The following is a 22,883-nucleotide window of genomic DNA, read 5'->3' on the forward strand; positions in this document are numbered from 1 at the left end:
GACGCCGCGCATGATCTGCAGGGGAGAAATGAGAATGTCGAAGCATGTCATCGAAGCGGCGGCGGTGGTTCTCACGCTCGCTCTTCTCGGCGCGCCGGCGCTGCGCGCGCAGGCGCCGGAACCGATGCAGCACGAGGGCCAGAGCGGCGAGCATGGCGGCGGCCACGGCGCGCCGTCGCCGGACGGAGCCTTTCACAAGCGCTTCGACGACGCCGCCAAATGGGTGAAGAAATTCGACGACCCGGCGCGCGACGCCTGGCAGAAGCCCAAGAAGGTGATCGCCGCGCTGCGCCTCTCGCGCAACGAGCGCGTCGCCGACATCGGCGCCGGCACCGGCTATTTCGCCGCCAAGATCGCCAAGCGCATTCCGCACGGAAAAGTCTATGCCGTCGATGTCGAGCCCGACATGGTGACCTATCTCGGCGAGCGCGCCCAGCGAGAGCGGCTCGCCAATCTCACGCCGGTCCAATCCACCGCGGAGAGCGCCAATCTCCCAGAGCCGGTCGATCTCGCGCTCGTCGTCGACACGTTTCATCACATCGGCTATCGCGAGCGCTACTTCGCCGCATTGAAGGAGCGGCTCACGCCGAAGGGACGGCTCGTCATCATCGACTTCAAAGCCGATTCGCCCGACGGCCCGCCGGTCGAGCATCGCATTCCGCCCGAAGAGGTGAAGAAGGAGCTGGAAGCGGCCGGCTATTCCTTCGTGAAGAGCTACGATTTTCTGCCGCGCCAATATTTCCTCGTGTTCGAAAAGCAATGAGCGAGGCGCGCAAGCTCGCCGCGACGCCGCGGCGCGAGCGCAAGCTGCTCGGCTTCTTCGGCGCGGCGGCGCTCGTCGTCGCCAACACGATCGGCACGGGGGTGTTCACCACCTCCGGCTTCGCGCTCGCCGACCTCGGCGAGCCGTCTTTCGTGATGCTCTCCTGGCTGCTCGGCGGCGTCTATGCGCTCGCCGGCGTCGCCGTCTATTCCGATCTCGCCGAGCGCTATCCGGAGTCGGGCGGCGAATATGTCTTCCTGCGCCATCTGATCCATCCGGCCGCCGGCGCCGCGGCGGGATGGATCTCGCTCGTCGCCGGCTTCACCACGCCGATCGCCGCATCGGCGCTCGGCGCGCAGCTCTATCTCGCCCGCGCCGGCGGCCCTGAAACCTCGGGGCCGCTCGTCGCGACCGTGATTGTCGTCGCGCTCGGCCTGCTGCACGCGCTCGCGCCGACGCCCGGCGTGGCGTTGCAGAACTTCGCCGTCGCCGTCAAAATCGGCGCGATCGCCCTGTTCGTCGCTTTCGGCGCGCCGAGCGCGGTCGCGTCGATCGGAGCGGCGCCGGCGCCGGCGCTCGAGACCTTCTCTCTGCTCGCTCTCGCCGGATCGCTGGTGTGGATCTCCTACGCTTATTCCGGCTGGAACGCGGCGGTCTATGTCACCGGCGAAGTCGAGGGCGGCGGCCTCACGGTCGAGCGTGCGCTGCATGCGGGAACGCTGCTCGTCATCGCCCTCTATCTTTGCGTCAGCGCCGTCATCCTCTACGCCGCGCCGCCGCAGGAGATCAGAGGCGTCGCCGAATCGGGCGCGATCGCGGCGCTCGCGATCGGCGGGCCGCAAGCGGAGCAGGCGCTGAGCGCGCTGATCGCGCTGGCGCTCGTCACCTCCGCCTCGTCCATGTTGCTCAGCGGCCCGCGCGTCTATGCGCGGATGGCGCAGGACGGCGTGCTGCCGGCGCCGCTCGGCCGGCTCCATGGCGATCATCCGCGCATCGCCGTGCTGGCGCAAGCGGCGATGAGCCTCGTCGTCGTCTGGAGCGCGGGACTGCGCACGCTGCTGGAGTTCGCCGGCGTCACGCTCAGCCTCTCGGCCGGCGCCGTCGTGCTCGGCTGGCTGATCCGGCGGCTTCGCGAAGGCTCGGCGCTGCGCAAGGCGCCGCAGCTCGCCGCGGCGCTGCTGTTTCTGACGGCGACGACCGGCCTATTGATCGCGACAGTGGCGATGCGGCCGGCCTCCCTCATCGCGGCGGCGGCGCTGATCGGCGCCGGCCTTCTCGCTTATGCGATCGGCGGCCGTCGTCAGGCGATGATGTCGGGCGTCAGCTGATCCTCGAGAAAGGCGAGGCGGTCGCGCAGCAGTAATTTGCGCTTTTTGAGCCGCTGGATCTGCAATTGATCGACGGCTCCGACGGCGAGCAGCGCGTCGATCGCCGCCTCGAGATCACGGTGCTCCAGCCGCACCCGCTCCAATTCCATCTGGAGCGCCGCTTGCTCGGCCTCGCTGAGCTTGTCGACCATTCGCCACCACCGACCGGACCACCGCATCGACGCTCGGCATGAGCCCCGAGTCGCCGCTACTGATTATCGCTCGCGCCGGGTGTCTTGTTCAAGACGTATCACGCTGCGCCCTGGCCATAGGCCTCGCGCATCGCAGCGATGTCGACGAGCTTGGCGTCGAGCGCGCTCCAATCATCGGCGGCCGCGATCGGCGTCCAGATCGCCTCCACCTCCTCGATCAGCATGGTGCAAGGCGTGTCGCGGCGGAAATAGGCATGGTCGAGATTGGCGGCCGGCGCCGTCTCATGGGCGGCCAGCGCCTCGCGCAGCGGGCCGAATTCGGGCGCGTCATAGAGCGCGGCCTGCGGGCTGCGGGCGGCGCGCTCGCGGCTCGCGAGGCCGCCGCGCCAGTCGAAGAAGGTCTGCTCGAAACCCGCCTGCGTCTTGCCGAGAAATTCGAGCAGACCCTTGGCCAGCGCCGCCTCCGCCTCGGCCTCGGCCGCCGGCGCGAGGCCGAAGCGGTCGAGGAGAGCGAGCTGGAACTCGCGCTGGATGATCGGCTGAAATTCGCCGAGAATCGCCTGCGACCGTTGCAGCCCGACGAGCGGCAGCACGGTTTCCGCGAGCCGCGTCAGATTCCAGCCGAGCGCGCCCGGCTGGCGGCCGAAGGCGTAGAGCCCGCTGTCGTCGAAATAAGCGGCGGTGAATTGCGGATCGTAGCGCGGCGCGAAGCGCCAGGGGCCGTAATCGAAGCTCTCGCCGGTGACGTTGATATTGTCGGAGTTGAGCACGCCATGGACAAAGCCCGCGGCCATATAGCGCGCGCCGAGCCGCGCCACGCGCGCGGTGACGCGCGCGAGAAAATCCGCCGCGCGGCTCTCGGCGGGCGCGTCGGCGAGCTCGGGAAAATATTGAGCGACGCAATAATCGACGAGCTTCGCTATGGCCGCCTGATCGTCGAGAAAGGCGAGGCGCTGGAACGTGCCGATGCGGATATGAGAATGCGAGAGCCGCACCAGCACGGCCGAGCGCGTCGGCGAGGGCTCGTCGCCGCGATAGAGTGATTCGCCGGTCTCGATCAGGCTGAAGCTCTTGGACGTCTCGACGCCGAGCGCCTCCAGCATCTCGGTGGCGAGAATCTCGCGCAGCCCGCCCTTGAGCGTCAGCCTGCCGTCGCCCTGGCGCGACCAGGGCGTGCGGCCGCTGCCCTTGGTGGCGAGATCGAGGAGGCGGCCGTCCTCGGCGTCGCGCAATTGCGCGAACAGAAAGCCGCGGCCGTCGCCGATATCGGGATTATAGGTACGGAATTGATGGCCATGATAGCGCAGCGCCAGCGGCTCGGGGAAATTCTCCGGCAGCGGCTCGAAGCGGCCGAAGAAAGCGATCCACTCCTCGTCGGTCAGCGTGTCGAGGCCGACCGTGGCGGCGGCGCGCTGATTGCGATGGCGCAGAATATGTTTTGGAAAGTCGGCTGGCTGCACGCGGTCGAAGAATTCGTCGCCCAGCGTCGAATGCAGAGGCGCGGCGCGATAGCGCGGGGAAAGCGGCATGAGGAGCGCCTCTTCGGCTCGGGGAATCGTCGAGGGGGGTGAAGCAAGCGCGGCGCCTGACGCGACGCTTTCGGCCCATGATTTCGGCTCATGAACAGAAAAAGGCGGAGATCGCTCTCCGCCTCGGGCGCTTTTCTCAGTCGAATCCTGGCTTCGTCAATGCAATGTCGGCCCGCATCGCAGCTTGGCGATCTCGTCCTTGAGCTGAAGCTTCTTGCGCTTGAGCTCGTGGATCTTGACCTCATTGCGCCGGGGGTGATGCTGCTCCTGCTCGATTTCTTTCTTGAGCGCCTCGTGACGGCGTTCCAGCTCGACGAGATGACCCTGTAGCGACATATGGCGCCTCCCTTGGTTTCGTCTTCACGACAGAAGGACGAAGGAAGTGTGACACAAAGCCGGCGTCCCGCAAGAGGGAACGATGTCGCGCAGGGAGCGAAAAAAGCGCGGGGAAGCGTCCGAATCTAAACGATTTGTCGATAATTTCGCGCCTCCCCCGGGGCGGGCGCCGCCAATCCCTCGATCCAACCCCGTCCCGCGCCTCGCTTCGGCTCGCCCCCCGGCCGCAAGCAATGGCGGAACTCGAGTTGACACGATCCAAAGGGCTCATTACATCGTCTCCCACGCCGCGATTCTCGCGTCAGCGGGGCGGTGGGGGATAGTTCAACGGTAGAACTGCGGACTCTGACTCCGTCAATCTTGGTTCGAATCCAGGTCCCCCAGCCAACAAAATCAATAACTTACAGTTTCGTGTCACAGGCTCGCGCCAGCGTGTCGCTCTCAGGTCACCAAGCGGCGACCGTCCAGCTCCTCCCCCAGAAAAGAAAAACGCCCCGGCGGTACATCCGCGCTCAGGTAACGATATCGTGACGACTGGCCCGGACGATCCAAATTTGGAGGATCCTATTCAAAGGTTTGCGCCATCGTGGCGCAAACCCCAGGCGAGCTTGCGGGTCGGGATGGCGACCATCTCACGGGTCTTGCCGTCATCGGCAATCGTCCCCATAAGGTGACAGTTGAACTTTCCCCGTCCGTGCGAGTCGTGGGGATATCCCCACGACTGAACCTCCGGCCTTCCTCGCGCCGGCGAGGTTACGCCTCGTCCGCGCCAACCGTGGGCATATGTCCACGGTGAAGGGGCTCGTCGAAGCTGCTGGTCAGAGCGCAGAGCCCGTCGCCCTGGACGGCCAGATGCTGATGATCGGCGATCCAGTCTCCCCGGACGATGCGCTCACATGGTTTGAGGGCCGGCCGATCATCGCCGGCGACAGACATGGGAACCGCTACTTCAAGCGCCTGCGGAGAGGAGAGGCAAGCACCGTGGTGCTGGAAAGCCTGGAGATCAGCGGCGGCTTTCCTCCCACCGTTCTTACCCTCCAGACTGGCCGGACGACGGACCTCGAGGAGGCCAGGCCCGTCTACGGCGTTCTCTTCGAGCGGCCCTGAGAGAACGCTCTTCACTCCCCGCGTCGAAGCGGCGCGGATTTTCCGATCACCGCGCCCGCGGTTTCCGGGATCGAGCCAATGTCGAGATGTTCGACCGCCGTCACGAGCCGCAGCAAATCCGGCGGCAGGAATTCATCGAATTTCGCGCGACAGGGTCGGGAGACGCGCGCTGTGATCGCGTCGGCGGAGGGCGCCGGCTCGGCGGCGAAGCTTTCGAGAAGCTGGACGGCCTCCTCCGGAGGGGTTCTCGGCAGCTCGATGGCGTGCGGCAGGGGCGATGCGTCCACCTCCTTGGCTTTCAGCGCCAGAGTGAGCGAAACCAGCTGCTTCGCGCCCACCCATGGAAGGATCAGGCTGCCCGCGCCGACGGCGATGATCGAGCGACATCCGAGCTCGAGCTCCAGCGCCGCCGCGCGCGCGTCCCGAAGCAGGCGATCCGCGCCGTCATCGAGATAGGCGGGGACATCCGTTCCGAGAAGGATGCGGCGCATCGCCGCGACAATCTCGCCATGCACCCCGCCCACTGGACTATGGGATCATCGAGCATCGGTCGTCGCTCGAGCCCATAGAAGTAGAGCAAGACATAGCCGATCTCGAAGTCGGGCTGGTTGCGAGGCCCGGCGAGCCAGTCGAGATAGACAGCCCGTGAGGACGGGGTGAGACGCGCATAGTCCGGCCAATCTCCCGGACGACCGCCGGAACCACCAGAATGGTCCGCCACCTCGAGGTCGGGATCGACGAGACAGTTTTCATTGCCGCGACCGGCTCGACGGGGCAGAGAGCGGCCGAAATAGATCATGCCGCCGCCGATTTTCCGACCGCCCACGATGACGGGCTGTCCGGCGGAGATCCATTCCGTCGACAGTCGTGATTCCGGAAGCTCGCGCGCCTGTGCGGCCTCTGTGGAGTTCTGCGTCTGGTCCGAAGGCTCGATCGCGGCGCGCTCCGGCAACCGCGGTTCAGCGAATTCAGAGAGCGCGGCGAGAGAGAGATTGCGGGACTCTTCTCGACCGGCGGCGTTCTCCAATCTCCCCGAAGGACGAGGCGTTGCGCCGAAATTCGGCGCTAATTCGTCCGTGCGGCGCAGTCCATCAGGATCGCTCGCGTCGATTTGCGTGGGTTCTCGCTCGCATGCCGCGGCCGGATCGGGGGCTGCTCCCGGCGCACGAAGCGCTTCCAGTGGTTCGACCGATATCTTTTCGCCGGCTGGTTCCGGGGCCGGCGACGAGATCGAATGGACGAGCGTTGCTTCCAGCACGGCCGCCAATGTGGCTTCGTAGGCTTTGACCCGCCCTCCGATCGTCGGATCGGGCGCCGTCTCGTTCGGGGTTGACGCGATAGAGATATCGGCCGTGAGGCGTTCCGTTCCCCGATCAAGAGGAGCCTTCTCGTCCAGTCCTCGCGCTGACTTGGGACGCCATCGCCGACCGACGACCCAGATGCACCCAGCCGCCAGGAAAGCGATAGGCGCGAGCACGCTCCAAAGCGGCCGCGGCGTCTCGGCGCGCTGCGACGCCGCGGGGGGCGAAGGCGCCGGCTCTGCCGCTCGTGGCCGCGCCGGCCGTCCGAGGACCGTGGACGGATCAATGACCGGCGTCGGAGCGAAAGCGGGTTGCGCCGGGGTCTGCGGCAGCGGCGCTTCGACAACGGACGGACGGGGCCCTTCGATGGGCGTCGGCTCCTCGATGCGTCTCGGCGGGATCGGAGGCGGCGCCGCGATCTCGGCTTTCGCAGGCGCCGGGGACGCGAGGTCGTGCAAGCGCCTGACGGTTGCGAGGTCGAGCGTGCCGTTCGGAGGCAAGCCTTCCCACTTCTGAAATTCTCGCAGCGCCTTGATCGAGCGCTGTCCCCATCGCCCGTCTACGACGCCGATATCGAAACCGCGATCCTTCAGCGCCCGCTGAGCCTCGAGATAGTCGGGGCCGGCGGCTTGCGCCGCTGCCGGCGAGGCCGAAAGGAACAGAAAGAAAAGAAGGGGAGCAAACCTTGGATGTGCGCCCGCTGCGCCGTCGTCCTCATCGAAAGCCCGCTCACCATGCGTCGGCCCGAAGGTCATGTATCGCGTAGAATCAATGCGATGAGACGACATGGCGACCGCGGCGATATCCAACGGGAAAAAATGAGCGAGCCATCTAACCCGAAAAATCGGCGGCAGTCACTCCCGACAATGAAGCTCCCTTCACGCCGCGTTGCGCTCGTCCATGCGCTGGAGGATATCGACGAGGCGCAGAACGTCGGCGGTCTCGAAGACGCCTTCGACGCCATTGCTGTCGAAATCCGTGAAAGGCGTCTCATAGAGCAGGGCGGGATCCATCGCGCCGCGCTCGGTCAAATGGTCGATGACGAGGTTCAGGAACTCGTGCTGATCGGCCGTGAGCGTCCGCCCGTCCTCGAAGTCCGAGAACAGTTTCTTCGCCGCCTCGCGGTCCAGGCCGACGAGCGAGCGAACGAAGCGCGCGAGACCGCCTTCCGATTGGATGAGGCCGAGGGAGGCGTCGTCGGCTCCCGACTCTTTGAAGATGCGCTCGAGCTCGGAAAGATCGGTCGCAGTCAGCGGCTCCGCGCGCTTGAGCTTGAGGACGGCGATATGGTTCTCGTGCGGGCGCAGGAAGACGCGCGCCTTCCGACGAAAGGCGTCCATATCCGTGCCCACTGGCAGGCCGCGCAGTTCCACCTCGGCGCCGCCGCCGCTGCGATCCTCGAAATCGGAATAGACGATCGGCCGCTTCTCGCGCTCGATCAGCTTGACGAGCGCGCGCAATCGCCGGCGCAGGCTCTCCAGCATGGGCAGCGTCACATCCTGCCAGAAGGCGTTGGTCTGAACCTCCTCGATCAGCGCGATCTCCGCCGCCACCCTCGGCACATTGGCGAGTCCTTCGAGCAGCGAGGCGAGCGCGCGAATGCGCCCCGAGAGGCGAACGAAGGCGGGCTCCACGCGCAACAGCGCCAACTCGGTCCGGAACAGCAGCAGATCGAACTGCTTGGCGGCGAGATCATCGTCGCCGACGGCGGAGGGGAGGCCGGCGACATGCTCGATCAATTCATTGCGCGCGTCGGCGTCGAGCCGCCGCCAGGCGGCGTCCGACGAAAATTTCTCGATCGCGCGCCGATGCGGGCGGACCAGGAAATTATCGAGGCTCATGCCGGCGATCTCCGCCCGCAGATCGCCAACCAGCGCCGCGCGGACCTCCGCGATGCGATCGGCCTCCGATCCGCCCTCGCCGGCGTGCAGCACCGCTGCGGGCAATTGCGCATAATCGCCGGCCGGCTCGGGCGCGGCGCCGTCCAGCTCGCCGATCAGTTCTACGCGCGCGATGAAAAGGCGCTTGCCGAGCGACTCCCCCGCCCTGCCCTCGGCGATATCGGGATGCGCGTCGAAGAACTCGAAATTGCGGCACCAATCGAAGATGTAGAAGAACTCCTTGTCCTGCGTCTCGCCGAAGAGATTTTCGCACAGGCGCGTGCCGCGGCCGATCATCTGCCAGAATTTGGTCTTGGAGCGCACCGGCTTGAAGAAGACGAGGTTGACGATCTCCTTCACATCTATGCCCGTGTCGAGCATGTCGATCGACACGGCGATATGCGGCGCCTTCTCCGCTTGCGAGAAATCGTCGATCAGCGTCTGCGCATAGGAGATCGAATGATCGATCACCCGCGCGAATTGGCCGGCGAGATTGGGATAATGCGCGTCGAAGCGCTCGGCGATGAAATTGGCGTGGTCGCGATTTTTCGCGAAAATGATCGTCTTGCCGAGCCGGTCGCCGTCCGCGACCTTCAGCCCCTTCTCCATCAGATGCTCGAGCACGCGGTCGACAGTGTCGGCGTTGAACAGCCATTTGTTGATCGCCGGCGCCTCGACGACGCCGGGAACGGCGCCGTCCTCCTCCCATTCGAGCGCGTCCCATTTCTCCTTGTCGTCCTCGGAGAGCGCGTCATAACGAATGCCGCTGTCGAGAAAATCGGTGGTCAGCGAGACTGCGCGCGGCGGCGCCAGAAAACCGTCGCGCACCGCCTCGTCCAGACCATAGGCGTCGGTCGGCACGCCGGTCTGGAGATCGAACAAACGATAGGTGTCGCGGTCGACCTCGCCCTTCGGCGTCGCCGTCAGCCCCACCAGCAGGCTGTCGAAATAATCGAAGATCGCTTTGTATTTGCGATAGACGGAGCGATGCGCCTCGTCGATGACGATGAGATCGAAATGGCCGACGCCGAAGCGCCGCCCCTCGGCGCCCGCATCGTCGATCAGCCGCATCATGGTCGGATAGGTCGAGACATAGACGCGGCCCTCCTGCGTCTTGTCGTCGAGCAGATTGACCGTCGCCGCGCCCGGCAGATGTTCCTTGAAGGCGTTCGCCGCCTGCCGCACCAGCGCCGTGCGGTCGGCGAGGAACAGCACGCGCTTCACCCAATTGGCGCGCATCAACAGATCGCAGAGCGCGATCACGATGCGCGTCTTGCCGGCGCCGGTGGCGATCACCAGCAGCGCCTTGCGCGCATGGTCGCGCTCGAAGGCCTCCGTCACGCGGCGGATGGCGCGCTGCTGATAGGCGCGATCGACGATTTGCTTGTCGATATTCTCCGGCGCGAGAATCTTGCGCGTCTCGCGTCGCTGCAGCATCAGCTCCAGCTCGTCGCGCTTCAAAAAACCCTGGATCGGGCGCGGCGGATGACGCGCATCGTCCCAGATCCAATGCTCATAGCCATTGGTGTAAAAGATCACCGGCCGCCGGCCATATTGCGCCTCGAGGCGATCGGCGTAGAGCTTGGCCTGCTGCTGGCCGTCGCGCGGGTCCTTGCGCGTGCGCTTGGCCTCGATCAGCGCGAGCGGGCGTCCGTCGGCGCCGGGCAGCACATAATCGACGAAGCCGATTCCGCTCGCATTGGGCATGCCGCGCACTTCCACCTCGGCGACATCCGGCGCCTTGGGATCGAAGCCGGCTTCGCGCAGCAGCGTGTCGATGAAGAGATCGCGTGTCTCGCTCTCGCGATAGTCATGCGCATCCGGAAGCGCCTCATTCGCCGCCTTCACTTGCGCGATCTCGGCGCGCAGCGCGGCGATCTCCGCCTCCACCGCCGCGCGGCGCTCCTCGCTCGCGGCGAGCGCGGCCTCCACGGCTTTGCGCTCCTCCACCGTCGCCCGGAAGCGACGCTCGACCTCCTGCAATTGCGCGAGCGTCGTCCGCTCGATCTGCGCGAGCCGCGGCAGCGCCTCCATGCTGAAAGCGACATCGGGCGCCGGCTTTCCGCCTCTGGCGTAAGTCCGCGCCAGCCAATAGGCGATGTCGAAGAACTCGCGCAGCGCGCTCGTCGCCTGCGCCGCCGAGACCGGCTTGCCATGGGCGGCGGCGTTGCCGACATCCTTCACGAAGCGCGCCTTCACGCAGAGCGTGCGGCCGGCGAGCGTCTGGAAGCTCGGCGCGGCGATCAGCGCGGCGAGGCTCGACTCATAGGGGCTGCGCAGCGTCCCGTCATGGCGATAGAGCCATTCGACGGCGGTCTCCAGCGCCAGCCGGCAATAGAAGGCGGCGCCGCGCGAATCGCTGCGGGCCAGCGCCTCGGCGCGGGAGGCGTGGGCGAAGACATCGGGAAATTCGGATTGGAGGAATGAGAATTGGGACATGGGGGGCATTCGACGCTATTGTCGGGTATCAGTCTAGTCCAACATGGACCTATCTTGCGAGATGACCGAAGGGGGAACAAAACGGAAATACGACAAAGGCGAGCGACGATTCAAGCACGTCGGAAAGGACGCCTATCCGGTCATCGAGTTCGACAACGGCGATCCCAAGAAATGGATCGGCAAATGTCCCTGCAATCTTGCGGAGGCCGAACGCGATCGCCTGCTGAACGAAGCCGTCGCCGCCCCGAATGGAGACCGTGAGCTGACCGCGCCCAAGAGGCTTTACGCGGTTCACGCGGGCGCCATTTACGAGGCCCAGACCAGCGACGGCGGCGCCACCTATCACGGCTATCCGTACAGGGGGAAGCTGTCGAACCCGATATTGACAAAGTTGGAGCGATTGGCCGACCAAAATGGATGCGCTGACGCGTTTCGAGCCTGGGTGAAAAAGCATATCACGCGGCACGGTGAGCGGAAATGAGTGGAGCGGGCCTGAAATTCCTTTTGAATTTGCCGTCGCCGGACGACGGCGAAGGCCTTTTCACGACGGCCGAATTCGCTGTTCTGGTCGACGACGAGCCGGTTTGGCCCGCGGCCGGCGCGGAGGGCGTCTTTCTCGAGGTTCAAATCGACGACCTGCTTTCGCATCTCGCCGAATTTTGGAAGCCCCTGCTGTTGCGTCAGACCTATCCCATCGCCGTCAGTCCTCGCCGTCCGATGGAGCTGCGGGCCAAAGCCGATGAGAGGTGGGAGAAGCTGCCCGAGGTCGCCGAGCATGAGGACGCGCTCGTTTGCGCCTTCGAGGAGGCGCATGATCTCTCCTCTTGCTTCGCGGGCTATTTCGATCTGCCGCCGCTGTGGCTGCTCCGATCGGGCGACCGCTTCACCATCGATACGCGCGCGGGCGCGCGCACCTCGCCGTTCGAGCAGGCATGGGCGGAAACTTCGCGTCTCGGCGATGAAATCGCGGACCATCTGGCCTGTCGGCCCGATCGGTGGTCGAATTTGATCGACAGCTGGCGCCGACGTGATATCGGCGAGCCGAGCACACTGCTCGCCTGGGTCACCAGTCTCGACCCGGACACGGCGACGAAAATGATCGACGACGGGATCCTTTCGGCGCCCGTCGGCGTCGTGGATGCGGCGAACGATAATGACGAGCTGCGGATAGCGGCGAGAATGGCGAGCGCCTTGCCGGCCGAGCAAATCCGTCAAATTCTCTCGCTCATCCGGACATTCGGCAAGTCTTCGGCGCCTGACCTCGATCGCCTCGGCGAATGGACGACCCGCCACGTCTGCGAAAGCTTCGCCGGTCGACGCGCTCATGAGCAAGGCGAGGCGGCGGCTCGTTTCGTGCGTGAAAATCTCGGCCTGCCCTCGCAATCGGCGGTCGATATGCCCGCGCTCTTGTCGAAGCTCGGCGTCTCGCTCGAGCCGAGAGGCGTCGAGCCTTCGTCTCTCGAGGCCTTGGCGATATGGGGAGACCGTTTCGGTCCGGCTGTTCTTCTCAATTCGAGCAGCCGGCGCGGCGTGGGCCGCGCGGCCAATGTGACGTTGGCGCATGAGCTTTGTCATCTGCTGCTCGATCGCGGCCACGCTCTCGGCGCCGTCGACATTCTGAATAGCCGCATGCCGCCGGACGTCGAGCGGCGGGCGAAATCATTCGCCGGCGAGCTGCTCTTGCCCTCGGCGACCGCAGCGGAAGCGTGGCGGCTCGCGCATTGTCCGGCGTCCCTCGTCGAGCTCACCGAGCTCGTGCAGTCGCTGGCGAATGATTTCGAGGTGACGCGGAGCGTCGCCGCATGGAAGCTCGATCATGCCGCGCGACAACAAGGGAAGAACCTCGAGGCGCTTCTCGACCAGATCGCGCCTCACCGATGAGCGATCGTGGCGAGGCCGGTGGAGCGGCCTCGCGACAGGGGCGCGCCCATGTCCGGAGGCCGTGCGCCCGGCCTGCTTCGCCTCTTGACAATTGAAGGAAAATAGTCCTATACATCCGCCGCTCCCGTCCATGATGGGGTGCTCCAAGGGGAAGGGGCGCGGGCGGGGGACGGCGGCCGAATGTAGGGACCTGCCCCGGTCCCGGCAGGGCTGGCCAGCCGCCGGATCGGCTCTCGGGCCGATCCGTGATCCAGGGACGGCCGGACAAAGTCGATCGGGCGGGGGGAGGCATTCCTTCGAGCGCGACTCCGGCCAGGGGTGAAGCCTCCAAAACATCCGCGGCCGCGAGGTTCGAGGATGTGTAGATCCCGGGATGTCGGCGGAACCGCAGCCGTGTCCGGGACGCGCGGAAGCCGAATGAAACATATTTTGCGCTCGAGGCCGAACGGCGGCCGCGCGTCCCGGACCCCACTCACCCCTCGGCCGCGAAGCGGCGCGAGGCCGAAGCCGCGCGGAAAGAGAAGGAGTCGCAATATGGGCGCAATGATGGGGCCGCGTTCCTTCTCCCACTCGTGGGAGAAGGTGGCCCGACGAAGTCGGGTCGGATGAGGGTCCTCGGAAGCTGTCGCGCGTTGAAATCGCGCCTCTTTCTGCGGGACCCTCATCCGACCTCGCTTCGCGAGGCCACCTTCTCCCGCAAGCGGGAGAAGGAAGGGGCGGAGAGGTCGCCGCGGAAGGCGCGATGTTGCAGCGAGGCGAACAGAGCGTCGAGCCGCGCGAGATGGGCGCGGTGATGGGCTTTGAGCTTGTCGATCTCGGCGACGCGGGCGGCGAAGGCGCGTTGGAGGGGGAGGGATGAAGAATAGGCAGTCCGGCCAGCTGTTTGGCGGTCAATTGAGGAACCGCAGCGCCGTTGCCAATTTGCTGTAAATGCTCCTTGATCGCCGGCAATGTCAGGTATGCATGAAGAAATACCGGGGAAATATCTGTCTTCGGCCTGATAATCATCATTTGTGCATTGATGAAAGCCGTAGAAAAAGGACCGTCAAATATGCAGCAACTTCCTAAAGTGCCTCGAAGCGTGATGATGAGATCATGAGGGCGCGCCTTGCCCCGCGACAAAGATGCGAATTTGCTCGACGAAATAAAAAGAAGGCTCCCGAGATCGAGTTTGTCATCGACGATGTTTTTCGTGCTCAGAAATGGAATCCCGCTCGACAATATGTCGTCCCCGCTTGGGTAATTGCTCGAGCGATCCCCGTTTTCAAATACGGAGATGCTTCCCAAATCGCTGATGGACGAGGAGGCAGAGGAAATCCAGGGTGTTCCGAAAAGTTCGACAAAGAGACCGGTTGATAGCTTGGCGAGTTTAGCGATGGCCTCCCGCCGCTTGCGCCGCAGGTCGTCGGCCTGATCGAGGATCGCCGCGATCCGCCGCTGCTCGTCGAGGGGCGGCACCGGGATCACAATCCGTTCGGCATCCTTCTTGGTGAGTTTCGCTCGGGTGCTTCCGGTTATGAACGGACGAAGGTCGTAGTTTTCTAGCACTCGGCAAAGAAATCTAATGTCCATGAACGGCTTGGGACGAAGCACGTGAGCATGATTATTGACCCACGATTTGCCCTCAATTCGATACGCGACCCCACGGTCCGGATCGTCGAAATGCCCCCCGTCTTCGGCAAGAAGCAAAAGAGGCTCGTCGAATATAAATCCGTCGATCCAACCTTGAAGGCCGTTGGCTCCGTAGTACGGATATGGCCCTGCAGTCCGGTCGGTCTCTTTGACCGGACGCCTTTGCGAATCGAGAAAATCCACGACGTCACTTAAAAGACTGGTGGAGTGGGCCGATTTTAGATGCTCCCGAGTTATCACCCCACCATCTCCTCGAGCCGCGTCATCCCCTCCGCAATCTCCGCCTCGAGCCGCCGCAGATCGGCGATTATCGCCGCCGGGCTCTCATGCTCGACCTCCTCATGCTCCACCTCGCGATAGCGATTGAGCGAGAGGTCATAGCCCGCCGCCGCGATGTCCGCCTTGGGCACGCAAAAGCTCTGCGCCGTGCGCGGGCGCTCGCGCTCGGCGCCGTCGCGCTCCTCGAAGCGCATCAGCACGTCGGGAAGATTGTTCTTCTCCTCCTCGCTCTCCTCGAGCGCCGTCTCCGGCGTCGGGCCGAGCTTCTCGGCGGGAAGCAGCGGCTGGCGCTTGTCGTCGAGCGACCAGCCGTCCGCCTGCACATCATAGAACCACACATGATCCGTGCCGCCGACGCCGGTGCGGGTGAAGACGAGGATCGCCGTCGAGACGCCCGCATAGGGGCGGAAAACGCCAGACGGCAGCTTCACCACCGCCTCGAGCTTGTTCTCCTCGACGAGCAGGCGGCGCAAATCCTTATGCGCCTTGGAGGAGCCGAACAATACGCCGTCCGGCACGATCACCGCCGCGCGCCCGCCGGTCTTCAAGAGCCGCAGGAACAGCGCCAGGAACAAGAGCTCGGTCTTCTTGGTCTTGACGATCTGTCGCAAGTCGGCCGCCGTCGTCTCATAATCGAGCGAGCCGGCGAAGGGCGGATTGGCGAGCACCAGCGAATAGCGCCCGGCGTCCTCGGAATGATCCTCGGCGAGCGAATCGCGATAGGCGACATTGGCGTTCTCGACGCCGTGCAGCGCCATGTTCATCGCGCCGATGCGCAGCATCGTCGGATCGAAATCGAAGCCGTTGAACAGCCTTTCATGAAAATGCGCGCGCAGCTTGGCGTCGCGGAAGAGGCCAGAATGATGCTTGCGCAAATATTCGCCGGCCGCGACGAGAAAACCGCAGGTGCCGGCGGCGGGATCGCAGATCGCATCCTCGGGCCTCGGCTGCATCAGCTCCACCATCAGCGCGATGATATGGCGCGGCGTGCGGAACTGGCCGTTCTGTCCGGCGGAGGCGATCTTCACCAGCATATATTCATAGACGTCGCCCTTGGTGTCGCGATCGCCCATCTCTATTTGAGAGAGCTTGTCGACCACCTTGGCGAGCAGCTGCGCGCTCGGAATTTGAAAGCGCGCGTCGCGCATGTGCCGCGCATAGGCGCCGCCGTCGCCATTGAGCGCGCGGATGAAGGGGAACACATGCTCGTCGACGATGCGGAACATTTCCGGTCCCGCGAAATGCTTGAAGCGGGACCAGCGCAGATTCTCATAGGGCTCGCCGCGCGCGTCGGCGCCCTCCGGGAAGATGCGCCGCTCGAGCTTGCGCCGGAGCGTCGTCGCCTTGCGCTCCTCGTTCTCTTGCATCTCGTCGAGACGCTTGATGAAGATGAGAAAAGTGATCTGCTCGATGACCTGGAGCGGATTGGCGAGGCCGCCGGACCAGAAATCATTCCACACGCCATCGATCTTGCCGCGCAATTCGCCTGTCAGCATCTCTCCCCCCGAAAGCGGCGGCAGAGTAGCGGGCCATTCCGCGCGGAGCAATCGGCGCGAGCGCGCTTCTGCGGCGATCTAACCGGCTGCATAGTGTTCCGCAATCTCGGACTCCCCGTCACCCAAGGCGCGCTCGAGCTCGCCGAATCGCATGAATACGCCCTGACGCCGAAACGGCAGATCCGATTCGTCGAGGGGAAAATCGCGAGCTTCGTCGATGTGGACGTGCTCGCGATCGACGAAGAGCGCGAAATCGCCTGGGCGCTCGCCATCAAGCGAGGGGGCGGCGCCACCGAGACGAAGAAGCGCCGGACCATCGAGCGCGACCTCATGGCGCTGACGCTCAACCTCGCCTCCTATCTGCGCCAGCAGGGCTATTCGAAGATCGAGACGGCGCATGCTTTCGTCGTCGATTATCTCGGCTCGGCGGGCTTTTCTAAAGAGATCACGCTGACCCGAGAGAAAATCGACTCGACCTTCGATCTCCGCATCACAGCCTCGATCGACGCAATGACGCAGGCGATGAAGGCCACGCTCGACGCCGCATTGGCGCGCATGATCGCGCCGGTCATTCGCAGCATGGAGACGCCCGCTCGCTCGAAACGCCCGGAGGCGTCGATCCGGCCGACGCCCTTCGGGCTCCACGCGCATTCGCGGCGGCGACGCTTCGAAGGCGTTCCACGGAAATCGTCCGCGACTCGCGAGCCGTTCGACAGCCTTTCCTCCGATGATGCGCGGGAGAGCGAGCGATGAGCGGGCTGCGCAATCTTCGCGACGATGGCGACATCTGGCGGCGGGGATGCGGCTCGCCTCGTCCTCGATCCTCGTCCGCGGCGACTCTGGCGGCGAGACCCGCGCCGCCGGGCGCCCGCCGATGTTCCCGACGCGGGCCGACCTCGACGCCGGCGTCGCGACCCTGCTCGCCGGGCGCGCCGCCGGGGAGGTTCTTCTCGGCGCAGCGCCCACCTGCGCCGTCATCGATCTCGCGGTGGCGACACGCGCGCTCGCCGACGGACACGGCGCGCACGGGCTCGGCGCCACGCTGCTGCATCGGAGCGCTCCGGTCGCATCCATCGTCCTCGACCGCGCGCTGCGAGCGGCCGTGGAGGCGGACCTCTCCCGCCTCTATCATCGGCTCGGCGGCGAGCCCGCAGCCGTCGATATAGGAGTGGAGGTAGCTTTCCAGATTGTGGAAGGGCAATTCATGGCGCTTGCCGCGCCTACGGTCCGCCCGCCACGCCGGTTAGCGAGATGCTCGCCGCCAGATGATCACGATTCATCTTCTGCCTTCGACGCTTTCAACGTTGCTCTCGGCCTTAGAAGCGCTCGGATCGCCCTTGTTCTCGAGCGCCTGTCCACGGGCTTGCGTGAGTTTCGACCGCTGTCGCGCGAGCTTTTCGCGCTCCCTCGGCCGTAGTCTCGAGAAGGCTCCGGCGCGATCGCACGCGGCGACGGCGGTCTCGAGATTGTCTGGCTGGCTCGCTTTCGTGAAGCACGCTTGCCAGTTCAAGAGCAACTCGAGGACATCCGCGTCGGATCGAGCGACGGAGACCGTGTCGGGGCTTTCGTCGCAGAAGGCCTCCAATATTTTACATCCTCGCCCGCCAATCGAGCAATGGGCCAGCGCGGCTTTGTGCGCGACCGCGAGATCGTGATCGAATTTGACGACATAGCCGCTGTTGTCGTCACGGGCCGCAACGACGATGCAGCTGTCGCGAAAAGTCTCGAGGATCGAACATAGGCTTGCGTCGCGGCTACAATTGTTCTCGGCCGCGGCTCGAGCCTCCGGAAGCGTCGCGAACCCACGTGCGGCCCCAGACGTCAACGCTCCGCTTCCACTTCGTCCGAGCGCCACGGCCGATGCGCCGAGCGCAGCGCTCGACGCGGCGCAGGAAAGAGAGATCACAGCCACGATGATGAGCGGAGCGATCGGAGGCGTGGAGGAAATCGACATCTGCGCTGCTCTCCGCGAAACAGGGCGACATTCGTCGCCGACGGAATTGTGCGGGGCCGCATCAAGGTCCACATCGAAGCCGAAGCTCGCTTCGCGCTCTCGCCAGTCGGCGCTCGACGGTGCGGGTCGAAACGCCGAGCCGAATTGCAATCTCCTCATTGGACAGTTCCTCGAAGCTCTTGAGCAGAAGCATGTCCCGGCAGAGCGTCGAGAGACCGGCGAGCGATGACTTGAGCTTCTGAAACGCCATCAGGCCTTCGATCGTCGCTTCCAAAACGATTCCCGAGGAGTTGACCTCGGCTGCTTCGTCGACGACGCGCGAATGCAATTTCTTCTTTCGCCGCAGATCCGCCATATGATTCGACGCCACACGAAACAAGAAAGCGCGCGGACAGTCGAGGCTGACATTGTGCGCATCCTGGAGCATACGTAAATAGACGTCATGCACCAAGTCTTCGGACTCCTGTGATCCGAGCCGACGACAGGCGTATCTGCGTATGTCCGGCGCATGCGCTCGATATAGATCTTCGAGCGTCTCTCGACGGGTTTGCATGGAACTCCTCCGGAAGCCGCGGTCGCGGAGAATTACAAGCCGCTCTCGGCCAACGACACGTTTAGGAAAACTATCGATGTTGCATGCGTCATCATAGTCTATCATCCGCGCCGCGGTCGTCTGCCCGCGTCGCGAGAGGCGATTCGACTTTGGATATTTATCGACATGTGCTCGTTCGAGAACTCGCTGTTCGGCCGATGCGACATCGTCGATGTGGCTCAACTCGAGCGGGTTCCTGCGGTCTCGGCGAATGACGCGCGGCGCCGTCTCGAACCTTTTCGGGAAACGGCGACATGCGAGAATGGCGCAATGAATGAACCATTTTCCCGATTGGCCACGGCGATTCGGCACATGACGCCGAGCTTTTCACCCGCATCGAAAATCTCCGTCACCCACAAGCACGCGGAGGCGTCGATTTCGGCGGCATGGGCGCGGAGAAACGACAGAAGCGCCGGCCGTCCCCGCGCAGGGAGAGGCAAGTTTCGCTGGAGCTGAGTCAATCGTTCTCTCGGCGAATCGATTTCCATGTTTTCCTCGTGGAGCCGATAACTTCTCGAGAGCGAGCGGTAGAGCTTGTCGAAACCGCTCTGCTTCTCATTTCGCAGCGGTCGGCGTTCTCCAGGGATCAGAGAAACGCGGCGAGGCGATCAGGCTCTCGTCGGTCAGCGTCTTCAGGAAGGCGAGGAGATCAGCCTTCTCCTGCGCCGTCAGATCGATCTTCACGATCAGCCCGCTCTTCAGCGCACTGGCGCGGCCGTCGCCCGCATGCGGCCCGCTCGCGATCTTACGCCCGCCTTCGGAATAAATGTCGATCACCTCTTCCAGCGTCGCCACGCTGCCGTCATGCATGTAAGGCGCGGTCAGCGCGATGTTGCGCAGGCTCGGCGCGCGGAACTTGCCCATGTCGTCCGGATCGCCGGTGATGTCGAAGAGCCCGTGATTGGGCGCGGGATAAGCGCCCTTTCCGTCAATGTCGTAGAGCCCGGTGTTATGGAACGGCAGCTCCGGCTCGCGCGTCCTCGCATGCACGAATTGATCGTCGAGGCCGACGCTGCCATGGCAGTGATGACATTCCGCCTTCTCACCGAAATAAAGATCATGTCCGCGCTGCTCGGCTTCGGTGAGCTGCGCCTCGCCCTGCAGATAATGATCATAGCGGCTGTCGAAGGAATAGACGCCGCGCTGGAACGCCGAGATCGCCGCGATGATCGTCGCGAAGGAGATGGGCTCGCTCATTTCGGGAAAGGCCGCGGCGAACCATCGGCGATAATCGGCGTCGGCGCGAAAGCGCGCGACGATCTCCGCCTTATTGGCGTCGCTCGCGCCCATCTCGATCGGATCGGCGCCGAACAGCGGATTGAGCATCTGCCGCTCCAATGTCACCAGCGCCGGATTGGCCCAGGTGAGCGTTCCATGCCAGCCGGAATAGGCGATCGACGGCGCATTGCGCGGCGTCTTCGCGCCCGTCGAGCCGATGGAGACGGTGCGTCCGTCGGTAAAGGCGCGCTCCTGCAGATGGCAGGAGCTGCACGAGAGCGTTCCATTGCCGGAGAGGCGCTTATCGTAGAAGAGGCGCCGCCCGAGCTGGAACTTCTCCTCCGACATCGGATTGTCGACGGGAACACGCGGCGGCGGGATGTATTTCGGTAAGTCCCAATTCCAGGCGGGGGCCGGCTCGGCCGCAGAGCGCGCGCCGAGAACGAGCGCGGCGAGTACGAGAAACGACGCGCGCATCATTGCTTGCCGCCCGCGACTTTCGACGCTGCGGCGCCGACAGAGAATATCGGCGAGACGCCGGGCCTCGATGGCTTGCCGGCGTCATTGGCGCCGGGCGCGCTGTCGGCGAGATTGAGGCCGAGCGCGCGGAACACCGCCGGGCAGTCGGGATCATCGAGCGCGCTCATGCAGCCGACCGCGCCGCCCTTGTCGACGCTGATGTCGCTGCTCTCGAACAGCGTCGTCAAATCGAGCTCGACGCGCTGCGTCTTCGGATCGAAGCGGTCGAAGACGACAGGAAAGCGGTTCTCATGCGCACAGGCGACGATCTCGCCGGTCGCCGGATTGCCCTTGCAGCCGGTCGAGCCGACATGGACCATCCAGGTCCGCGACTTGGAGCCGTCGGGCTTGATCACCGCCGCCGGCGGAATGACCTCGATCGTCACGAACCGGCGGCCGGCCTGCCAGTTCCACGCCATTCCGGAAATGTCGAGAGGCGGCGGCGCGGCCTCGACATTGGAATGGTTGACGAAGACGGGCTTGCCGTCGACGAGGCTCTCCACCGGGGCGCCGACAGAGAAGGCGAGACCGACATAGGCGCCTTGCGGCGCGGCTCCGACGACGGTCGTGTTCTTGGCCGGATTGCCCGGCGTGCAAGCGGCGTTGCCTCCGCGCGCGTCCTTGAAGTCGAGCAGCGCGACATCGGCGTATTGCCAATCGTTCTGCGTCAGTGCGATGGGTGTGTGCTTCCCTTTGGCGTCGACCAGCTCGAAGCCATAGACGTAGAGGCGCGCTTCGTGCAGCTTGCCGGCGAGGCGCCCGCTGCCGAGGTTTGCGAGCGGCGCGCCGCAGCCCACTTCCTTGCCATCGGCGACGAGCGCGAAACGGACTGCGACCGGCTGTGTCTTCACGCCCGCGGCCAGCGCCGCGCCGGCGACAATCAGCGCTCCGGCGGCAATTGTCGCGGTCCGCGCTCTATGCAATTCCCACATGATCGATCCTCCTCGAATTCCCTCCGCCCGCGAATGATCGGCCCCTTACGCATAGACGCGCGGAAAGCGGAATAGCTGAAGGAAAATATATTCGCTTCCCGGTCGCGGCCCTTTTGCAGATCCGCGCCGGCGGTCATAGGCGCCGTCCCCCGTCGTGAGAGGGCCGGCGATGCGACTGCTAGAGTCGGCCGTAACCTCGAATTCTCCGATTCCTCTGCGGCCTTGTGGCGCACGTTCCGTCTCGTCGTCGCCCTGCCTCGGTTGATCAACACTGCATGATCGCCTCTCACCAAGTTCGACGCATGAGACGAATTACGAGGAGGTCGAACCCGAAAAATTTTTTGCTGTTCTCATGAGCTTCGCCGGCGCCCGCCGCAAGATCGATCGGCGGCTGGGCGCGATCGCCTCTAGATCATTCCGACCGAGGCGCGTGGATCGTCGATTCCTGTCTCAAGGCGTCTAGAAGGATGTCATTGTCCTCCGGCGAACCGACCGCGATGCGCAGACAGTCGCGTAAGCGCGATTGGGGCGAAAAGGGTCGCACCCAGATTTTTCGTAGCTCGATCAACCTTCGGGCGAGCGCGGCGGCGTCGCCAGGCGCCGCGCAGAGCAGGAAGTTGGCGTCGGATCGGTAGGGGTGGAAACCGGGCAGGTTCGCCAGCGCGGTCGAAAGACGCGCCCGTTCACGCTTGACGTCCTCGACGACCGCTCTGATCAGCGGCATCTCCTCGATGAAGATTTGCGCAATGCGCAAGGTGAGGGAGTTCAGAGCATAGGGCAGAGCGGCCTTCGCGAGTTCCCGGATGAGATTTTTCGAGGCGACCGCATAGCCGAACCGGCATCCCGCGAGGCCGATCTTCGAAAAGGAGCGCGTGACGACGACATTGTCGCGTGTCGCCGCCTCCGTGACGAAGGAGCGGCCGGAATATTCGGCGTATGCCTCGTCCAGGCACAAAATGGCGCGAGGATCGGAAGCGAGAGCGTCGAACGTCTCTCGCTCTATGGAAAGCCCGGTGGGATTATTCGGGCTGCAGACATAGAAGGATTTGCTCCCGGGCTCCCGCAGCAGCGCCTCCGCCACTTTCGAAGACAAGGAGAGATCGTCGTCGAGCGGAACGGGAACGAATTTTCGATCGTTCAGATTGGCGTAATGAGCATACATCGGAAAGGATGGAATCGGCGTGACGATTCTGTGGTCCCTTTCGCCGAAAGCGCGGCTGATCAAATCGAGGAGTTCGGTCGAGCCGACCCCGAGCAACAGATTGTCGGGCTCGACGCCGAGGTCTCGCGCCAAGGCGACCTTGATTTTTTCCACTTCGGCGAAATCAGGATAGCATCGCAGATCGACCGGCCACAGCTCGTCCGCGACGCGTTTCAGAAACCTCTTCGGGAGAGGAAAGCGAAATTCGTTGCTGTCGAGCAAGATGCCGTCGGGCCGCGGCGCAACGGCGAATATCGGGACGGCCAGGCTCGATTTGGCTCGCATCGCGATCGGCTCGCTCGTGA

General features: G+C 64.5%; 18 protein-coding genes, 1 tRNA gene and 3 pseudogenes. 8 read left to right on the forward strand and 14 right to left on the reverse strand.

From position 1 onward, the window contains the following. Positions 1 to 34 precede the first annotated feature (34 nt). Together CQW49_RS07065 and CQW49_RS07070 are read left to right on the forward strand one after the other, a co-directional pair. The gene (locus tag CQW49_RS07065; RefSeq protein WP_003611971.1) at positions 35 to 763 is read left to right on the forward strand and encodes a class I SAM-dependent methyltransferase; all 729 of its coding nucleotides are present in this window, start codon (positions 35 to 37) and stop codon (positions 761 to 763) included. Then, complete coding sequence (locus CQW49_RS07070; protein ID WP_003611968.1) at positions 760 to 2,091, forward strand: APC family permease; 1,332 nt, start codon at positions 760 to 762, stop codon at positions 2,089 to 2,091. Before CQW49_RS07065 ends, CQW49_RS07070 begins: the two co-directional genes overlap by 4 nt. Here CQW49_RS07070 and CQW49_RS07075 read toward each other — a convergent pair. The 3 genes from CQW49_RS07075 to CQW49_RS07085 all read right to left on the reverse strand — a co-directional run bounded on the left by CQW49_RS07075 (position 2,064) and on the right by CQW49_RS07085 (position 4,147). Further along, positions 2,064 to 2,282, reverse strand: a complete 219-nt coding sequence (locus tag CQW49_RS07075) for a YdcH family protein (protein WP_003611967.1) — start codon at positions 2,280 to 2,282, stop codon at positions 2,064 to 2,066. The genes CQW49_RS07070 and CQW49_RS07075 overlap by 28 nt on opposite strands. A 98-nt stretch (positions 2,283 to 2,380) precedes the next feature. Further along, positions 2,381 to 3,811 (reverse strand): protein adenylyltransferase SelO, encoded by a 1,431-nt coding sequence (locus CQW49_RS07080; RefSeq protein WP_003611966.1) that lies wholly within the window; start codon positions 3,809 to 3,811, stop codon positions 2,381 to 2,383. A gap of 156 nt (positions 3,812 to 3,967) precedes the next feature. Next, positions 3,968 to 4,147: a YdcH family protein gene (locus CQW49_RS07085; RefSeq protein WP_003611965.1), complete on the reverse strand. Its 180-nt coding sequence runs from the start codon at positions 4,145 to 4,147 to the stop codon at positions 3,968 to 3,970. Between the two features lie 313 nt (positions 4,148 to 4,460). Here CQW49_RS07085 and CQW49_RS07090 point away from each other — a divergent pair. Together CQW49_RS07090 and CQW49_RS07095 are read left to right on the forward strand one after the other, a co-directional pair. Beyond that, positions 4,461 to 4,534: transfer RNA gene (locus tag CQW49_RS07090), tRNA-Gln, on the forward strand. A 396-nt stretch (positions 4,535 to 4,930) separates the two neighbouring features. Next, on the forward strand, positions 4,931 to 5,254 hold the full coding sequence (locus tag CQW49_RS07095) for a hypothetical protein (RefSeq protein ID WP_024749912.1): 324 nt from the start codon (positions 4,931 to 4,933) through the stop codon (positions 5,252 to 5,254). 11 nt (positions 5,255 to 5,265) lie between these two features. On the opposite strand, the gene CQW49_RS25060 is transcribed toward CQW49_RS07095, so the two are convergent. The 4 genes and pseudogenes from CQW49_RS25060 to CQW49_RS07105 all read right to left on the reverse strand — a co-directional run bounded on the left by CQW49_RS25060 (position 5,266) and on the right by CQW49_RS07105 (position 10,874). Continuing rightward, a complete protein-coding gene (locus CQW49_RS25060) occupies positions 5,266 to 5,592 on the reverse strand; it encodes a hypothetical protein (protein WP_155931303.1) in 327 nt (108 codons plus the stop codon). 11 nt (positions 5,593 to 5,603) lie between these two features. Further along, the gene (locus tag CQW49_RS07100; RefSeq protein ID WP_244441329.1) at positions 5,604 to 6,731 is read right to left on the reverse strand and encodes a TerB N-terminal domain-containing protein; all 1,128 of its coding nucleotides are present in this window, start codon (positions 6,729 to 6,731) and stop codon (positions 5,604 to 5,606) included. A gap of 339 nt (positions 6,732 to 7,070) precedes the next feature. After that, positions 7,071 to 7,343, reverse strand: a pseudogene (locus CQW49_RS26295) (peptidoglycan-binding domain-containing protein); the annotation flags it as partial. Between the two features lie 90 nt (positions 7,344 to 7,433). Next, positions 7,434 to 10,874: a DEAD/DEAH box helicase family protein gene (locus tag CQW49_RS07105; protein WP_003611962.1), complete on the reverse strand. Its 3,441-nt coding sequence runs from the start codon at positions 10,872 to 10,874 to the stop codon at positions 7,434 to 7,436. A gap of 61 nt (positions 10,875 to 10,935) precedes the next feature. On the opposite strand from CQW49_RS07105, the gene CQW49_RS07110 reads away from it, so the two are divergent. Then, complete coding sequence (locus tag CQW49_RS07110; RefSeq protein WP_003611960.1) at positions 10,936 to 11,355, forward strand: hypothetical protein; 420 nt, start codon at positions 10,936 to 10,938, stop codon at positions 11,353 to 11,355. Next, a complete protein-coding gene (locus CQW49_RS25480) occupies positions 11,352 to 12,755 on the forward strand; it encodes an ImmA/IrrE family metallo-endopeptidase (protein ID WP_003611957.1) in 1,404 nt (467 codons plus the stop codon). The genes CQW49_RS07110 and CQW49_RS25480 overlap by 4 nt, the downstream gene beginning before the upstream one ends. 1,434 nt (positions 12,756 to 14,189) lie before the next feature. On the opposite strand, the pseudogene CQW49_RS25485 reads toward CQW49_RS25480, so the two are convergent. Then, positions 14,190 to 14,627: pseudogene (locus tag CQW49_RS25485) on the reverse strand (restriction endonuclease subunit S); the annotation flags it as partial. After that, complete coding sequence (locus CQW49_RS07125; RefSeq protein WP_003614751.1) at positions 14,624 to 16,162, reverse strand: type I restriction-modification system subunit M; 1,539 nt, start codon at positions 16,160 to 16,162, stop codon at positions 14,624 to 14,626. The pseudogene CQW49_RS25485 and the gene CQW49_RS07125, both read right to left, overlap by 4 nt. A gap of 93 nt (positions 16,163 to 16,255) precedes the next feature. Here CQW49_RS07125 and CQW49_RS07130 point away from each other — a divergent pair, with 93 nt between their 5' ends. Together CQW49_RS07130 and CQW49_RS25490 are read left to right on the forward strand one after the other, a co-directional pair. Beyond that, positions 16,256 to 16,915 (forward strand): hypothetical protein, encoded by a 660-nt coding sequence (locus CQW49_RS07130; RefSeq protein ID WP_003614750.1) that lies wholly within the window; start codon positions 16,256 to 16,258, stop codon positions 16,913 to 16,915. A 46-nt stretch (positions 16,916 to 16,961) separates the two neighbouring features. Continuing rightward, a complete protein-coding gene (locus CQW49_RS25490) occupies positions 16,962 to 17,579 on the forward strand; it encodes a M41 family metallopeptidase (RefSeq protein ID WP_003614748.1) in 618 nt (205 codons plus the stop codon). A 213-nt stretch (positions 17,580 to 17,792) separates the two neighbouring features. Here CQW49_RS25490 and CQW49_RS26300 read toward each other — a convergent pair. From CQW49_RS26300 to CQW49_RS07155, 5 genes and pseudogenes are all read right to left on the reverse strand, one after another. After that, positions 17,793 to 18,275: pseudogene (locus tag CQW49_RS26300) on the reverse strand (DUF4189 domain-containing protein); the annotation flags it as partial. Then, a complete protein-coding gene (locus CQW49_RS07140; protein ID WP_155931301.1) occupies positions 18,178 to 18,891 on the reverse strand; it encodes an RNA polymerase sigma factor in 714 nt (237 codons plus the stop codon). The gene CQW49_RS07140 and the pseudogene CQW49_RS26300, both read right to left, overlap by 98 nt. Positions 18,892 to 19,263: 372 nt before the next feature. Next, on the reverse strand, positions 19,264 to 20,406 hold the full coding sequence (locus CQW49_RS07145) for a methanobactin export MATE transporter MbnM (RefSeq protein ID WP_003614736.1): 1,143 nt from the start codon (positions 20,404 to 20,406) through the stop codon (positions 19,264 to 19,266). Further along, positions 20,403 to 21,377 (reverse strand): MbnP family copper-binding protein, encoded by a 975-nt coding sequence (locus CQW49_RS07150; RefSeq protein WP_003614734.1) that lies wholly within the window; start codon positions 21,375 to 21,377, stop codon positions 20,403 to 20,405. Before CQW49_RS07150 ends, CQW49_RS07145 begins: the two co-directional genes overlap by 4 nt. A 412-nt stretch (positions 21,378 to 21,789) precedes the next feature. Next, complete coding sequence (locus CQW49_RS07155) at positions 21,790 to 22,863, reverse strand: pyridoxal phosphate-dependent aminotransferase (RefSeq protein WP_244441328.1); 1,074 nt, start codon at positions 22,861 to 22,863, stop codon at positions 21,790 to 21,792. Positions 22,864 to 22,883 lie beyond the last annotated feature (20 nt).

It is taken from the genome of Methylosinus trichosporium OB3b, from assembly GCF_002752655.1.
Taxonomy (GTDB): domain Bacteria; phylum Pseudomonadota; class Alphaproteobacteria; order Rhizobiales; family Beijerinckiaceae; genus Methylosinus; species Methylosinus trichosporium.

What these genes read in the sequence shown, in the direction of transcription:
- CQW49_RS07065 (WP_003611971.1), top strand. Translation starts at nt 35, where the DNA reads ATGTCGAAGCATGTCATCGAAGCGGCGGCGGTGGTTCTCACGCTCGCT.
- CQW49_RS07070 (WP_003611968.1), top strand. Translation starts at nt 760, where the DNA reads ATGAGCGAGGCGCGCAAGCTCGCCGCGACGCCGCGGCGCGAGCGCAAG.
- CQW49_RS07075 (WP_003611967.1), bottom strand. Translation starts at nt 2,282, where the DNA reads ATGGTCGACAAGCTCAGCGAGGCCGAGCAAGCGGCGCTCCAGATGGAA.
- CQW49_RS07080 (WP_003611966.1), bottom strand. Translation starts at nt 3,811, where the DNA reads ATGCCGCTTTCCCCGCGCTATCGCGCCGCGCCTCTGCATTCGACGCTG.
- CQW49_RS07085 (WP_003611965.1), bottom strand. Translation starts at nt 4,147, where the DNA reads ATGTCGCTACAGGGTCATCTCGTCGAGCTGGAACGCCGTCACGAGGCG.
- CQW49_RS07095 (WP_024749912.1), top strand. Translation starts at nt 4,931, where the DNA reads ATGTCCACGGTGAAGGGGCTCGTCGAAGCTGCTGGTCAGAGCGCAGAG.
- CQW49_RS07105 (WP_003611962.1), bottom strand. Translation starts at nt 10,874, where the DNA reads ATGTCCCAATTCTCATTCCTCCAATCCGAATTTCCCGATGTCTTCGCC.
- CQW49_RS07110 (WP_003611960.1), top strand. Translation starts at nt 10,936, where the DNA reads ATGACCGAAGGGGGAACAAAACGGAAATACGACAAAGGCGAGCGACGA.
- CQW49_RS25480 (WP_003611957.1), top strand. Translation starts at nt 11,352, where the DNA reads ATGAGTGGAGCGGGCCTGAAATTCCTTTTGAATTTGCCGTCGCCGGAC.
- CQW49_RS07125 (WP_003614751.1), bottom strand. Translation starts at nt 16,162, where the DNA reads ATGCTGACAGGCGAATTGCGCGGCAAGATCGATGGCGTGTGGAATGAT.
- CQW49_RS25490 (WP_003614748.1), top strand. Translation starts at nt 16,962, where the DNA reads ATGCGGCTCGCCTCGTCCTCGATCCTCGTCCGCGGCGACTCTGGCGGC.
- CQW49_RS07145 (WP_003614736.1), bottom strand. Translation starts at nt 20,406, where the DNA reads ATGATGCGCGCGTCGTTTCTCGTACTCGCCGCGCTCGTTCTCGGCGCG.
- CQW49_RS07150 (WP_003614734.1), bottom strand. Translation starts at nt 21,377, where the DNA reads ATGTGGGAATTGCATAGAGCGCGGACCGCGACAATTGCCGCCGGAGCG.
- CQW49_RS07155 (WP_244441328.1), bottom strand. Translation starts at nt 22,863, where the DNA reads ATGCGAGCCAAATCGAGCCTGGCCGTCCCGATATTCGCCGTTGCGCCG.